Raw genomic sequence first — 14,689 nt, forward strand, 5'->3', positions numbered from 1 at the left:
GCCTATGATCGGTCGCCTGGTGGTGGTTGGCCTGGGGTTGATCGGTGGCTCCTTCGCCAAGGGCCTGCGTGAAAGCGGGCTGTGTGGCGAGGTGGTCGGTGTGGACCTGGACCCGCAATCGCGCAAGCTGGCGGTGGAGCTGGGCGTGGTGGACCGCTGTGAGGCAGACCTGGCGCTGGCGTGCCAGGGCGCGGATGTGATCCAGCTCGCCGTGCCGATTCTGGCGATGGAGAAGTTGCTGGCCTTGCTGGCCGGCATGGACCTTGGGCAGGCGATCCTCACGGACGTCGGCAGTGCCAAGGGCAATGTGGTGCGCGCCGCCAAACTCGCCTTTGGCGGCATGCCGGCGCGTTTTGTGCCGGGCCATCCGATTGCCGGTTCCGAGCAGAGCGGCGTCGAGGCGTCCAATGCGCAGTTGTTTCGTCGCCATAAGGTGATTCTGACCCCGCTTGAGCAGACCGATCCGGCGGCCTTGGCGGTGGTGGATCGTCTGTGGCGCGAGTTGGGCGCCGATGTCGAGCACATGCAGGTCGAGCGCCACGACGAAGTGTTGGCGGCGACCAGCCATTTGCCGCACTTGCTGGCCTTTGGCTTGGTGGATTCTCTGGCCAAGCGCAACGAAAACCTTGAGATTTTCCGTTACGCCGCCGGTGGTTTTCGCGATTTCACGCGGATTGCCGGCAGTGACCCGGTGATGTGGCACGACATCTTCCTCGCCAATCGTGAAGCTGTGTTGCGCACCCTGGACACCTTCCGCAGTGACCTCGACGCCTTGCGCGATGCGGTTGATGCGGGTGATGGCCATCAATTATTGGGCGTGTTTACCCGTGCGCGGGTGGCGCGTGAGCATTTCAGCAAGATCCTGGCGCGCCGGGCCTACATGGAAACCGCTGTGAACGCCGATGAGCAGACCTTTCTCGCCAAACCGGGCGGCCGCTTGAGCGGGCAGATCCGGGTGCCGGGCGACAAGTCGATCTCCCATCGCTCGATCATGCTGGGCTCATTGGCCGACGGCGTGACCGAAGTCGAAGGTTTCCTCGAAGGCGAAGATGCCCTGGCAACCCTGCAGGCGTTTCGTGACATGGGCGTTGTGATTGAAGGGCCGCACCACGGGCGCGTGACGATTCATGGTGTGGGGTTGCACGGTTTGCAGCCGGCGCCGGGGCCGATCTACCTGGGTAACTCCGGTACGTCGATGCGTTTGCTGTCCGGGTTGCTCGCGGCGCAGCGCTTTGACAGTGTGTTGACCGGTGATGCATCGCTGTCCAAACGCCCGATGAACCGCGTGGCCAAGCCACTGCGGGAAATGGGCGCAGTGATCGAGACCGGGCCGGATGGGCGTCCGCCGCTGACGATCCGCGGTGGCCAGGCGCTCAAAGGCCTGGATTATTTGATGCCGATGGCCAGTGCGCAGGTGAAGTCCTGCCTGTTGCTGGCCGGGTTGTATGCCGAGGGCAAGACCTCGGTGACCGAGCCTGCGCCGACCCGTGATCATACCGAGCGGATGTTGCGTGGGTTTGGTTATCCGGTTGCCGTGGCGGGGGCTACGGCGTCTGTCGAGTCGGGCCATGCATTGAAGGCTACACATATAGAAGTGCCGGGGGATATTTCCTCTTCGGCGTTCTTTCTGGTGGCGGCTTCGATTGCTGAAGGCTCCGAGTTGCTGCTGGAGCACGTTGGCGTTAACCCGACGCGCACTGGCGTGATCGATATCCTGCGGCTGATGGGCGCGGATATCACCCTGGAAAACCCGCGTGAAGTGGGCGGTGAGCCAGTTGCCGACCTGCGCGTGCGCGCCGCTGAGTTAAAAGGCATCGAGATTCCCGAGGCCCTGGTGCCGCTGGCGATCGACGAGTTCCCGGTGTTGTTCGTGGCGGCGGCCTGCGCCAAAGGGCGCACCGTGCTGCGTGGCGCCGAAGAACTGCGGGTCAAGGAGTCCGACCGCATCCAGGTCATGGCCGATGGTCTGTTGGCCCTTGGCGTGAAGTGTGAACCGACACCTGATGGGATTATCATTGACGGTGGCCCGATGGGCGGTGGCGAAGTGCAATCCCATGGTGATCACCGCATCGCCATGGCGTTCAGCGTGGCCTCCCTACGGGCGGCCGCGCCGATTCGTATCCGTGACTGCGCCAATGTTGCTACGTCTTTTCCGAATTTTCTTACACTGTGTGCCCACGTCGGCATCCGTGTTGCCCAAGAGGCTCAATTGTGAATATCAAAGCACCGGTGATTACCATCGACGGGCCAAGCGGCTCGGGCAAAGGCACGATCGCCGGCATTCTGGCCAAGCGCCTGGGCTGGTGCCTGCTGGATTCCGGCGCGCTTTACCGCCTGCTGGCCTTTGCCGCACGCAACCATGGCGTCGACCTGACCAACGAAGAATCCCTGAAGCTGCTGGCGGCGCACCTTGATGTGCAGTTCGTCGGCGCGACGGAAGGTCATCCGCAGCGCATCATCCTTGAGGGTGATGACGTGACCGATGACCTGCGCAACGAACAAGTCGGCTCCTGGGCCTCCCAGGTTGCCGCTCTGCCGGCCGTGCGTGACGCATTGCTGCAGCGCCAGCGGGCGTTTCAGGAGCCGCCGGGCCTGGTCGCTGATGGCCGTGACATGGGTACCGTGGTGTTTCCCGAGGCGCCGCTGAAGGTTTTCCTGACCGCCAGCGCCGAGGAGCGTGCTCGCCGCCGTTACTTGCAGTTGAAGGGCAAAGTCGATGGTGTTAGTCTGTCGAGTCTGCTAGATGAGATCCGTGCACGCGATGAGCGTGATACCCAGCGTGCGGTAGCCCCGCTAAAGCCGGCGGCTGACGCCATACAGCTGGATTCCACGGAGTTGTCCATCGAGCAGGTGCTGGAACGCATCTTGAGTGAAATCGCCATTCGCGATATCGCCGGGTGATCAAGAAGGCCGCAGGGGACCAGTCATAGTCCTGCGGTGGCTTCTTTTAACTGAAACTGACCCACACCGTCTGGGGTGTGGAGATGGGCGTATTCTTCGCCCTTATCAACAGGAATTAAAATGAGCGAAAGCTTTGCGGAACTCTTTGAAGAAAGCCTAAAAACCCTGAACCTTCAGGCAGGCTCCATCATCACCGGTGTTATCGTTGATATCGATTACCAAGCTCGCTGGGTAACCGTTCACGCTGGTCTGAAGTCTGAAGCTCTGATCCCGCTGGAACAGTTCTACAACGATGCTGGCGATCTGACTATCAATGTCGGTGACGAAGTTCACGTTGCTCTGGACTCGGTTGAAGACGGTTTCGGTGAAACCAAGCTGTCCCGTGAAAAAGCCAAGCGCGCTGAATGCTGGATTGTTCTCGAAGCAGCCTTCGCAGCTGAAGAAGTGGTCAAGGGCGTTATCAACGGTAAGGTTAAAGGCGGCTTCACTGTCGACGTTAACGGCATCCGTGCGTTCCTGCCAGGTTCTTTGGTCGACGTTCGTCCTGTGCGCGACACCACGCACCTGGAAGGCAAAGAACTCGAATTCAAGGTCATCAAACTCGACCAGAAGCGCAACAACGTTGTCGTTTCCCGTCGCAGCGTCCTGGAAGCAGAGAACTCCGCCGAGCGTGAAGCTCTGCTGGAATCGCTGCAGGAAGGCCAACAAGTCAAAGGTATCGTCAAGAACCTCACCGATTACGGCGCATTCGTCGATCTGGGTGGCGTCGATGGCCTGCTGCACATTACCGACATGGCTTGGAAGCGTATCAAGCATCCTTCCGAAATCGTCAACGTTGGCGACGAGATCGATGTCAAGGTTCTGAAGTACGATCGTGAGCGTAACCGCGTTTCCCTGGGCTTGAAGCAGCTGGGCGAAGATCCATGGGTTGCTATCAAAGCTCGTTACCCAGAAAGCACTCGCGTAACCGCGCGCGTTACCAACCTGACCGACTACGGCTGCTTCGCAGAGCTGGAAGAAGGCGTGGAAGGCCTGGTACACGTTTCCGAAATGGACTGGACCAACAAGAACATCCACCCTTCGAAAGTCGTACAAGTCGGCGACGAAGTGGAAGTTATGGTTCTGGACATCGACGAAGAGCGTCGTCGTATCTCCCTGGGCATCAAGCAGTGCAAATCTAACCCATGGGAAGATTTCTCTGGCCAGTTCAACAAGGGCGATAAAATCTCCGGCACCATCAAGTCGATCACCGATTTCGGTATCTTCATTGGTCTGGACGGCGGCATCGACGGCCTGGTTCACCTGTCCGACATCTCCTGGAACGAAGTGGGCGAAGAAGCTGTTCGTCGTTTCAAGAAGGGCGACGAGCTGGACACCGTTATCCTGTCGGTTGACCCAGAGCGCGAGCGCATCTCCCTGGGTATCAAGCAACTGGAAAGCGATCCGTTCTCCGAGTACGTTCAAGAGAACGACAAAGGCGCAATCGTTAAAGGCACTGTGAAAGAAGTTGACGCCAAAGGCGCCATCATCGTTCTGGCCGACGATATCGAAGCGACTCTGAAAGCCTCCGAAATCAGCCGTGACCGCGTTGAAGACGCGCGCAACGTTCTGAAAGAAGGCCAGGAAGTAGAAGCCAAGATCATCAGCGTTGACCGCAAGAGCCGCGTGATCCAACTCTCCATCAAGTCCAAGGACGAGATCGAAGAGAAAGAAGCAATCCAGAGCCTGCGCGACAAGCCAGCTACCTCTGACATCGCTTCGGGTCCGACCACTCTGGGCGACCTGCTGCGTGCACAAATGGAAAAGCAGAACTAAGTTCTGTCAGACCATAGAAAAAGGGCGACTTCGGTCGCCCTTTTTTGTGCCTGAAATTCGTTGAATCAACAAGTTAGAACCAAGGCGTGCAGCCCAGTGTCAGAGCTGACTATAGTTCTTAACAAATGCTCCGCTGTGTTGTTGTTTCAATAAGGATTTGAATGAACAGGCTTATCGTTTTATTTGCAGTGGTGCTGCTGGCAGGCTGCACTGCCACCAGTGCCAAAACCCACGCCAAGCGCGGCGTCAGCGGCATTGAGATCGACTGCTCGGGCCTTGGCAGCAACTGGGACAAGTGTGAGAAGCGCGCTGCCCGGGAGTGCAAGATGCAGGGCTACAAGGTCATCACCCGATCCAGTGATGCCAAGGACGAGGAGGGTGACTATCTGTTCGGCTGGAACCCTGCCGGCGCTGTCACTCGTACCATGTTGGTGATCTGTAATTGAGGGGGTCAAGCATGTGTTCCGGGTATCCGTTTATGCTGCAGATAAGTTGGCAGGTGGGCTGTTCAAATTCACCAAGTCATGCTAAAACCTTCGAAGCGCTTTTCCTAGCTGCTTGAAAAAGAAGGGAAAAATATGACGAAGTCGGAGTTGATCGAACGAATTGTCACCCATCAAGGGCTGCTTTCATCCAAGGATGTAGAGCTGGCTATCAAGACTATGCTTGAACAGATGTCCCAATGCCTGGCTACCGGGGATCGGATTGAGATCCGTGGTTTTGGCAGTTTCTCCCTGCACTACCGTGCACCGCGAGTGGGCCGCAACCCGAAAACCGGGCAATCCGTCAGCCTTGACGGTAAGTTTGTGCCTCACTTCAAGCCGGGCAAGGAATTGCGCGATCGAGTTAATGAGGATGAAGACGAGGTTTGATACTCGTGAGGGAGTGGGCATGAGTAGATTGACGCGTGTTATTGCAATGCTGGTAGTGTTGATGCTGCTGCTGTGCATCGTGGCATTTGTGCTGGAAAATCAACAGTCGGTTTCTCTGCAGTTTCTGAGTTGGGCAGCCCCGCAGTTACCAATTTCTGTTTTCGTAGTGCTCGCTTTATTGGTCGGAATGCTTGTTGGCCCACTGATGGCGTGGGTTGCCAGGGCGCGGCGCAAGACTCGAGTTTGATCCTGGCCACTATTGATGAGTGGAAGGAAGGGGAGGCGATCGCCGCCCCTTTGCACTGGTTCAATTCGGTTCTTTCTCTCCAGCCCTGAACTTTACGGCCAACGCTATCAGCGGCAGATAGGCCACCAGCAGTCCCAGAAAGCCATCCACCGTGCCGTTGCCCACGAGCAGCGCCATAGGTAACAGCCATCCAATGTTGATTGCCGCTACCACCAGGGTAACGGGTGCGTGTTTACCGAACTGGCGAGAAGCGAACTGGTAGGCGTGGCTGCGGTGGGCCTCATAGACTTTGTCGCCTCTGAGCAGGCGGCGCAGCAAGGTCCATGTCGCATCAGTGATAAACACACCCAGCAGGATCAGCCAGCTCCACAGTAGCTGCGGCGAGACCCAGGCCGCTTGCAGCGACAGCACCCCCAGCGTGATGCCGAGGAACCCGCTGCCCGCATCGCCCATGAAGATACGGGCTTTTGGGAAGTTCCAATACAGGAAACCAACCACTGCAAACGCCAGTAATAACGGTGTAAACGCGATCAGCTCATGACCTGTTAGCCAATAGAGCAGCGCACTGCCAAGGCATACGCAAATAGCCTCGACGCTGGCGATTCCATCAATTCCATCCATGAAGTTATACAAGTTCAGCAGCCATACCAGGTAGACCGCTGCCAGCATATGGCCGATCCAGCTCAAGTCGACGGCGAATCCCGCCACCACCAGCGGCGGCAGGCCACCGATCCAGAACAGTGCCCATGCCGCGGCTATAAAGTGCCCTAGCAGGCGCCAACGTGCGCTGATATGGCCATGGTCGTCCAAAAAACCCAATACCGCGATGCCGGTCCCGGCGCCGAATAATGCGTACGTGAGTGGCCATGTAATCAGGCCAAGGCTGGCAGTCAGCAATAGCGCTAACAGAAAGCTGACGACGATCGAGACACCACCGCCCCTGGGCGTAGGCACGACGTGCGAGCTGCGCGCATTCGGGATGTCGATCAGGCTTCGAGCCAGAGCGTAATGACGCAAGGCCCCCGTTAAAAGGAGTGCGACAATCGTCACAGCCGGTAACAACCACCACATATTCATTTAGTTTGCCGTTCCAAAAAGTGTTTACCTGTTTTACTCAGTGCCTGGTCAACGCTGCTCGGCGGTGTCCAGCCCAGCAGTTCGCGGGTCTTGCCAATATCGACCTGCAGGGAGCCGCATAGCCTTTGAGCGAGTGCCCGGCGACCCAGCGCAGTGGCGCCGGTTTGCAGCAACCAACTCGGCACAGGTAGCAAGCGTGCGGGCTTGTTCAGAGCCGTTCCCATTCGACGCAAAAGCGCTGTGGTCGAGAGGTCCTCCCCGTCACTGACCAGGAAGGTTTGATTGGCGGCAGCGGGGTGCTCGGTGCACGTCACAATCAAATCAATCAAGTTGTCCAGGGCAACCAGGCTGCGTCGATTGTTCACGGCGCCAAAGGGCAAGGGCAGGCCTTTATGCAACCAGCACATCATGCTCAGGAAGTTCGCTTGAACGCCGGGTCCGTAGACCAATACGGGACGAATGATCACCACTTCCATGCCAGTTTCAGAAGCCAGTTTTCGCAGGCCTTGCTCTGCTTCCTTTTTGGAGATGCCGTAAGGGTCGGTAGGGGTTGTGGGACCGTCAGCCGTATACGGCGCGCCAGTCGCCGTGCTCTCGCCATTGACCTTGATCGAGCTGATAAATATAAAGCGCTTAACCCCGGCAGCCGCCGCTTGGCGGGCCAGGTTTAAGGTGCCTTCGACATTGATCCGCCGGTATTCGGCAAGTGGATCGGTGGATGCGTCACTCATGACATGGACCCGGGCGGCCAGGTGGATCACCGTTTCTTGGCTCTCGAGCAACACCTGCCAATCCTGATCGTCGGATAGCCCGCCGATAAGGCGCTGGTTGACGCGCGTATCAAGATCGGCCTTGAGCTCGCGTACAGCAGCGGTAATCGAGTGCTGGCGTTTAAGCAGTGGCGCGATTAACCCGCTACCGACAAAGCCACTCGCTCCCGTCAGGAGGATTTGCATAATCAAGGAGTTCCTGTGAGTGAAAGAACATCTTTCGCCATTTCGCGCATGATGCGGCCACGCGCGAAACGCTCGACGAAGGCATGGCGCGGGCGCGTCATAATATTGAGAGTCTTGAAGGACTGGATCCCTGCGGCGGCGTCACACGGCGCAAACACGGCAGCGTTTTCAATATGTTCAGAGACAAAACTGGCTGCGTAACCAGAGATGCCCGCCCAGATCGGTTTGCCCAGTGCAGCGTATTCAAAGACTTTTGATGGCAAGACTTTGCGGAAGGCGTCGTGGTCGTTCAAATGCAGGAAAAGCACATCCGCCGACTGATAAGCCTCGATCAATTGTTCGCGCTTGACCGGTTTCAAGAGTTCAACGTTAGTACAGGCGTGAGTGACAATGGCTTGTTTTAACAGCTCGATCCGGCCTCCGTCGCCGATCACGCGGAATCGCACCTTCCCTTCAAGTTGTTTGGCCAGTTGGGGGATAATGTTGTGCAGCCCCTGGCCTTCACCGATATTTCCCGCATAGACAATGTCCAGGATCGGGCTGGGCACCTTTTCTTCAGCGACGGGTTGCGCATCCAGGAATTCGCCATCGATGCCATTCGTATAGGTGGAGTAGCGTTGGTCGGGATAGCGTGATTTGAAGTAAGGAAGAAAACCTTCAGAGACCAGGTTGACCTTTTGCGCCGAGTGAATGGTAAAACGTTCAACCAGCGATAATAAGGGTTTAAGCAACCAGACTTTTTCTTTGGACAGCACATCCTTGATCGTGTCGACAAAGATGTCGCGTATATCCAAGTAGAGTGGCGTTCGTTTTGTGCGTGCGATCACCGCTCCCAGCGTAGCGGTCATCAGGCGTGAAGAAGTCGCATAGACAAGATCGTAGTCTTGGTTTCGCACAATCTTGCGTGCAGCGTTGGCATACACCAGAAACGCTCTTGCTTGATCGACCATCCCGCTCTTGTGGCCAGGCAGGGCCACTCGGCGGATGGTGAGCCTCGGGTGCTTCTCCAGTTCCGGGGCTTGACTGCTGAAGGAGCTGTAGCGATTCGGCAGGGTTGTGATCAACTCAATATGGGCGTCTGCAGGGAGTTGCTCCAGAAGTGCGTCTACCAGTGCTGTCGTGCGGAATGAACCGGCTGACAGATCAGGCTGGTAGTAAAAGCTCAAAATCAAAAGTTTCACGTAAGCCTCACCAGGTTATGCGGGTGGTCAGTTTGTCTGTCGACATTTCAGCGACGATGCACTGATTGGGAACAGACTTGCCGAATTCCGGATGCCATGTGGAAGACACCACATTGATCCGGGTTGCGCCCTCTAGTGTCGCGACAGCGACCTGACCGCCGGGCAGGGTGATCGTTACCGTGTTGCCTTGTTGAGTGGTGTGGATATCAGGGTGTAAAAATAGCCTTGATACAGCTTGATCGAATTTGCCGGAGACGGAATCTATCACCTGTAATTCACCGGCCATCGCAACCCACTCACGAGCGTGCAGGTTTTTCCCCGGTAGACGCAGGTAGCCGTCATGGCTGCCACTGACACGTACGGTGTCGACTGTGTGTTCCAGCTTATCCACGCAGGTGCGTGCGCGTCGTGCGACCCTGAATCCGGCCCAGACTTCAGATGAGTTTTCACCGTTCACTTCTATTGTGTTGTGCGCTGCCGTGCTGCGTTGCCGTTGACGTTCCGCGTCTTCGCCGTATTGAGACGTTCCAGAGTTGACGAACACGCGCTGTCCAAACAGGCTGAGTTCGAAGCTCAGGGTGTCCGCATGGGTATGACCTGGCTGGTAATCAGGCGCAACCTGCGCAAGGTTCAACAATGCCTTGCACTGATCGCCAAAATTGATCGCCACGTAGCCACTTTCAGCCTGGTGTACAGCTGCAATCGTAGCGGTGGGCATGTCATTGGGCGCACGGCATCCCAATTCAAACGCGTACGCCTCTATATCGAGCAGTGTGGGTGCAATGCCGAATGCCGAGTCATTAAAGAACGCAATGCCACCGTCCGGGTGCTGGAGGCTGCGTAACCAGACCAGGCCTTGCTCAATCTGGTGCTTCCATTGGTTTTTGCGAATGTTAAGTTCCGGCAGCTCGGAGTGAGTGGCCAGGTTCAGCAGGTCGCAGATGTCCCAAAGAAGAGACGCGTGGTACATGGGTGAAAGTTCGAAGTGCGCACCGTCCGCCAGAAACTGCTCCTTGATTTCCTCATCAAGGATCTTCAAACCCTTGGACAGCCAGCTGTCTGCCCGATCGCCGTTCAGAAAGCTCCCGGCAAACACCAGTGCCTTGCCATTCACGAACAAATGGTTAGCGAGAATGTGATATTCGATCTGTTCAGACAGCGCGTAGGCCTGTGTAGCCAGGCTGTCCAGCCAGTGCGGTTCCAGGCTCGGTTGTTGTTGCATCCACTTGATCAGATTTACGATGCGCAAAGAGAGCGTATAGGGTTCCCAGCCGCATCCGTGAAAGGGGGCGTTGTTTGTGATCCAACTGTTGACCAGGCGCGTGTCGAAGTCTCTTCGGTCTTCGCCTGAAGAGGCCAGATGATCCAGATAATGCAGGTTGTATTGCCAAATTTTCGGGCGTGTCTGATCGTGCCAATCAATCGGTGCCGTCAGGCCCATGAATTCAAACTGTTCGTCGGCACCGAAGCGCGAGGCACACCAATGGGGAGCCTTCGCCAGGTTAATTCCGGGGCGCCGGGTAAAGCCTTGTGCCGAAAAAGGCCGAACTTTAGCGAAGCGATAGTAAAGACGGTAAACAACCTGCTTCAATCGCAGCATTTTAACGGTGTGGTAGAGCTTGATTATTCGTTGCATCAACGTCCTGCTTAGGTCAGTCACTTGAAAGTTAAAGTAGTGAGTATTGACTGACGCCAGTTAAGGGAAATTTATTTTCAGCCAGCGCTCGAAGTACAACACCTGCCAGAGTTTGTAGGTGTTGTTTGCGCTGCCTGAAAAATGATTGTTCACTAATTTTTCCACCTCTCCTCGGGCCACATAGGTGTAGATGCGCTCGAACTCGGCGAGCAGGCGTTGTTGGCCTATGCGTTGAATAATGCCATCCAGAGGTGGGTTGAAGCCTGTTTTGGGGCGATCAACCAATGAGGCGGGAAGCAGACTTTTCAGGAGCTGTTTGAGTGGGGCCTTTGGCGCTCCGCCTTTAAGCAAATCTGCACTTGAGGTTGCAAGACCGCTGGCCACCACACGCTCGTCCAGCAACGGAACGCGCAGTTCGATACTGGCCAACATACTGGCCTTGTCCGAGACACTCAGGTTATGGCTCAAGAAGCCTGTCTGGTCAAAATGCTGTGCACATTTGACTTTGTCTTCAACGGCGCCGCTGTACTGATCCATTACGCCGGACAGGCGTTGCTTGTAGTGTCGTTCAAGCTCGTTGTAGTCACGAAAAAAGCCCTGCAACTCTTGGCGGGAGAAGTACCCCAGCATGCGCGAATACGCCAGGGGCCAATAGTTTTCCTGAGCATAGGACACCAACCGTTCGAACTTTTTGTCGAGCCGCTTTGGAAATAACTTGAGTTTTAGCAGTGCACTTAATGCGGGATACAGCAGCCTGATGAGTGTGTGATGCTTGAGTACTGTGTAGCGTGGGTATCCTGCAAACGCCTCATCTCCGCCCATGCCACTGAGCATGACGGTATATCCACTTTTCCTGGCTTCGGTGGACAAGCGGTAGGTTGCCCAGAACGTATAGTCGGATACCAGTTCTTCGGTGTTGGCAGCGACGAAGTCGATGGACTCGAAGGGGTCTATATCTGAGTCGAGAATCTCCGTGACCACCAGCTTTTTGCCAAGGTGTTCGGCGATCCTGGCGGAAAACTTCGTATCGACAGCGGAGTCGTCCGTTGCGTCGTACTGTGCAAAAAATAAGTCAGCATCACCGGTGAAACTTGCCAGGATGCTGGAGTCTGCGCCACCACTGAAAAATACCCCGACCGGGACGTCCGCTTCCAATTGGCGCGTCACGGCAGAACGCACATCCTGCACGAGGCTTTGCTCGGTCTTGAAGTGCATGGCGCTCTGGTAACGCTGGGTTGTCATCTTGCCGGTTGCCAGGTCGAACGCCAGGTAACTACCGGGCATCAGTTTCTTGATGGATGTGTAGCCGGTGTTGGGCTCGTAGAGAAAGCCGTTGTTGAAAAACTCAAAGACATCATCAGGGTCTATGTCGGTGTTTACCTGCGAAAAACATTTCAGGCCGCGGATTTCTGAGCAGGCGTAGAAGCCGTCGACGCCGGTGTAGCAATACACCGGCTTGATGCCAACGACGTCCCTTACCAGAAAGGTTTTTTGGCGCGGCTCATCCAATATGACAAACGTGAACATGCCTTCAAGCAGTGCAAAGGCCTGCTCTTGATGTTCTACGTACAATTGCAGGATAACTTCGGTATCGGAGGTGCCTTTGAAGGTATAGCCTTTTTCGATCAGTTGCCGGCGCAATTCGTGATGGTTAAACACCTCGCCATTGAACACGATACTTACACCATGATTGTCGGCAAACATCGGCTGGCTGCCAGTCGGTGACAAATCCAGGATGCTCAGCCTGTTGTGTCCTAGCCCTACCTGATAGCCCGCGACACTGGCGAAATAGGTGCCGGATGCATCCGGGCCACGGTGCCGTGTAACCGCCAGGCTTTTTTCCATTTGGGCCTGGGTCTCGGGTACACCGTCTTTGACTGCAAAAAAGCTGAGGCCACACATTATACCGACGTCTCCCTGGGGTCTTTGACGACCGTTTCCGGCCTGGTGTTGGAGAGTGACGCTGTATGCCCGTCAGGCAAGGCGGTACCCATCATTTGATTTGAATGCTTATGCGCCAGCATTACGCCCCAAGCTGCTGCGAGCAGTAAGTTGAAAGAGATCAGGCGAAACACCGCGAAGAACAACCCGTAGATCGCCAGCGTCATGACCGCCGTGCGAATCACGGTGAGGTGAGCGGGGTCGGATTTTAGAGTGGTGAACCGATATAAAACGGGAGCACCGAGGACAGTGATGTACATCAGCAGCCCTAAGACGCCGCCGACCATCAGCATGTACAGTGGCCAGTTATGGATATAGCCAACTGACTCCGTGAATGAATCACCGCCGGGTCTCTCCCAGCGCATCTCGTGTTTGATCCCGATACCATTGCCCAGCGCGGGGTGGTCCTGAAACATGCGCCAGGCGATTTTATATTCCTGTACCCGGGAAGAGACGTTGAAGTCCTGCTTCTCGTTGGCAGCGGGCTTGGATTCGGAGGCTACAGGCGCCGCAGCGTCAGGTTGCGTGTGTTTCTCTCCCATGGACGCAATGGAAGAGGTTGCGATAGGTAATGCAGTATTCGCCAGGGAGTTCATGCGCCCGAGCCATACGTCTTGCATGCCGGTGGCAAAAATAAACACAAGGCAAAACAGCGCTTGAATGACAATGCCGGATACTACTTTTAGCCATAAGTGCCTGCGCGCGAAAAAGGTATAGAGCGCGAACAAGCCAATGACGAGAAATGCACTGATCAGCATGCTTCGTGTGAATGTGATCAGCACGGCGGCTGTGCACAGCAGCGATATCAGGCCACTGATCCATGCAACCCTTCGGTCAGGCGTCAGCGTGCCGACGACATAGCCGAGCACCATGCCCAGCGGCAGGATCGCGTCGGTTGCTTGCGCCAGCACCATGGTGATGCGATCACGCATTGGGCCCTGTGCGTTAACGTTGCGCAGCGCTTCTTCATAAGGGATTTTTACCATCTCCCCGTTGACCTCAAGGGTCCAGTACGGCTGCCACAGACCGTGATAGAAGTAATAGAAAACGATGTAGCCTGCGGTCAATAAAATCAGGGTTCCCACCGAAGCGCCGAGCCAACGAACGTTGTTTTCTTCGCGGCCTACAAGAGCGCAGATCGGGATCAGTGCATAGATAAACAGAAAGGGCACGACCCCTCTGAGCCAATCAGTCATCGGAACATGGTGGTACATCGCTACAACCAGGTTCAGCACTAGAAACCCAAGGCCTATTAGCAATGGCGCGGCGAACAGGCGCAGGACCGATGTAAAACCCAGAGTACGGAGCAATTTGATCAATGCGCTGAGGAATACCGTCACCAGCAGGGCAGCAAACGCCACTTCCTGAGCGCCCAACGAAGTGGGCGCGGGGTGGAGAGCAAAGGCCAATGGGAATAGCGCCAATAAACCCAGCCAAGGCGACATGATGGCCGTCAATACCAATAAAGCGCTGCCGATAATGGCCGTGTAGAAAAGCACGCCAGGATCCAGCATAAATAAAATGGCGATGAGCGCTGCCGCCGTGATCGCCATGGAATTTTTTACGCAGTCAGGTTGACGCATTGCGGTACTCCATTGTTCAAGGGCGTATGGCTTTATAGTCGCTGGCTGTTTGTCCAATCACTTTTGCGGGTATTCCCACAACGATTGAATTATCAGGCACGTCTTTCAATACGACCGCTGAAGCGCCAATTTGACAGTTATTGCCGATGACGATATCGCCAATGATCTTTGCCCCGGCCCCTATGTAGCAGTTGTCACCGATGACGGGGCAGCGATTGATCTCGCTGGTGACATAACCCTCAGCGGCGCCGATGGTGATGCCTTGGCCCAGCACACAGCCGTCGCCAACCTTGGCATTTGCGTGCAGTACAACGCCGATCGCGCCATAGGCGAATATCGTGCCCCTTCCGATCGTTGCGGTAATTGGAATGTAAGAGTTGAACAGTAGGAAAATCACATTTCGAACAAGGCCTGGTAATAACGGCACTCGACGCCGGTGCAGCCAGTTTCCAACTCGATAAAGTTTTACTGCGTTCACGG

The 14,689-nt window shown here is 56.0% G+C and carries 13 protein-coding genes; 6 read left to right on the forward strand and 7 right to left on the reverse strand.

The genetic code is table 11. From position 1 onward, the window contains the following. The first annotated feature begins 4 nt into the window (after positions 1 to 4). From HU759_RS09230 to HU759_RS09255, 6 genes are all read left to right on the forward strand, one after another. The gene (locus tag HU759_RS09230) at positions 5 to 2,215 is read left to right on the forward strand and encodes a bifunctional prephenate dehydrogenase/3-phosphoshikimate 1-carboxyvinyltransferase (protein WP_264082990.1); all 2,211 of its coding nucleotides are present in this window, start codon (positions 5 to 7) and stop codon (positions 2,213 to 2,215) included. Then, positions 2,212 to 2,901, forward strand: coding sequence for a (d)CMP kinase (gene cmk / locus HU759_RS09235; protein WP_169985669.1), 690 nt, complete (start codon positions 2,212 to 2,214; stop codon positions 2,899 to 2,901). The genes HU759_RS09230 and cmk overlap by 4 nt, the downstream gene beginning before the upstream one ends. A 120-nt stretch (positions 2,902 to 3,021) precedes the next feature. After that, positions 3,022 to 4,716 carry a 30S ribosomal protein S1 gene (gene rpsA, locus HU759_RS09240; RefSeq protein WP_017136102.1) on the forward strand — a complete coding sequence of 565 codons (1,695 nt, stop codon included), beginning with the start codon at positions 3,022 to 3,024 and terminating at the stop codon, positions 4,714 to 4,716. A gap of 161 nt (positions 4,717 to 4,877) precedes the next feature. Next, complete coding sequence (locus HU759_RS09245) at positions 4,878 to 5,162, forward strand: hypothetical protein (protein WP_017136101.1); 285 nt, start codon at positions 4,878 to 4,880, stop codon at positions 5,160 to 5,162. A gap of 132 nt (positions 5,163 to 5,294) precedes the next feature. After that, the gene (ihfB, locus tag HU759_RS09250) at positions 5,295 to 5,588 is read left to right on the forward strand and encodes an integration host factor subunit beta (RefSeq protein ID WP_003172657.1); all 294 of its coding nucleotides are present in this window, start codon (positions 5,295 to 5,297) and stop codon (positions 5,586 to 5,588) included. Between the two features lie 19 nt (positions 5,589 to 5,607). Then, complete coding sequence (locus HU759_RS09255; RefSeq protein WP_186617316.1) at positions 5,608 to 5,835, forward strand: LapA family protein; 228 nt, start codon at positions 5,608 to 5,610, stop codon at positions 5,833 to 5,835. Between the two features lie 60 nt (positions 5,836 to 5,895). On the opposite strand, the gene HU759_RS09260 is transcribed toward HU759_RS09255, so the two are convergent. The 7 genes from HU759_RS09260 to HU759_RS09290 are packed head-to-tail and all read right to left on the reverse strand — an operon-like array spanning position 5,896 to position 14,687. Beyond that, positions 5,896 to 6,912: a glycosyltransferase family 4 protein gene (locus HU759_RS09260; RefSeq protein ID WP_017136099.1), complete on the reverse strand. Its 1,017-nt coding sequence runs from the start codon at positions 6,910 to 6,912 to the stop codon at positions 5,896 to 5,898. Then, on the reverse strand, positions 6,909 to 7,868 hold the full coding sequence (locus HU759_RS09265; protein ID WP_186617318.1) for an SDR family oxidoreductase: 960 nt from the start codon (positions 7,866 to 7,868) through the stop codon (positions 6,909 to 6,911). The genes HU759_RS09260 and HU759_RS09265 overlap by 4 nt, the downstream gene beginning before the upstream one ends. A gap of 2 nt (positions 7,869 to 7,870) precedes the next feature. Further along, positions 7,871 to 9,049, reverse strand: coding sequence for a glycosyltransferase family 4 protein (locus HU759_RS09270; RefSeq protein ID WP_017136097.1), 1,179 nt, complete (start codon positions 9,047 to 9,049; stop codon positions 7,871 to 7,873). Between the two features lie 7 nt (positions 9,050 to 9,056). Next, a complete protein-coding gene (locus tag HU759_RS09275) occupies positions 9,057 to 10,685 on the reverse strand; it encodes a heparinase II/III family protein (RefSeq protein ID WP_170038947.1) in 1,629 nt (542 codons plus the stop codon). A gap of 60 nt (positions 10,686 to 10,745) precedes the next feature. Beyond that, a complete protein-coding gene (asnB, locus tag HU759_RS09280) occupies positions 10,746 to 12,587 on the reverse strand; it encodes an asparagine synthase (glutamine-hydrolyzing) (protein WP_186617320.1) in 1,842 nt (613 codons plus the stop codon). Then, positions 12,587 to 14,209: an O-antigen ligase family protein gene (locus HU759_RS09285; RefSeq protein WP_186617322.1), complete on the reverse strand. Its 1,623-nt coding sequence runs from the start codon at positions 14,207 to 14,209 to the stop codon at positions 12,587 to 12,589. Before HU759_RS09285 ends, asnB begins: the two co-directional genes overlap by 1 nt. Before the next feature lie 16 nt (positions 14,210 to 14,225). Then, on the reverse strand, positions 14,226 to 14,687 hold the full coding sequence (locus HU759_RS09290) for a serine acetyltransferase (protein WP_026013606.1): 462 nt from the start codon (positions 14,685 to 14,687) through the stop codon (positions 14,226 to 14,228). Positions 14,688 to 14,689: the final 2 nt, after the last annotated feature.

The organism is Pseudomonas sp. OE 28.3, from assembly GCF_014268205.2.
In the GTDB taxonomy this organism is placed as follows: domain Bacteria; phylum Pseudomonadota; class Gammaproteobacteria; order Pseudomonadales; family Pseudomonadaceae; genus Aquipseudomonas; species Aquipseudomonas edaphica.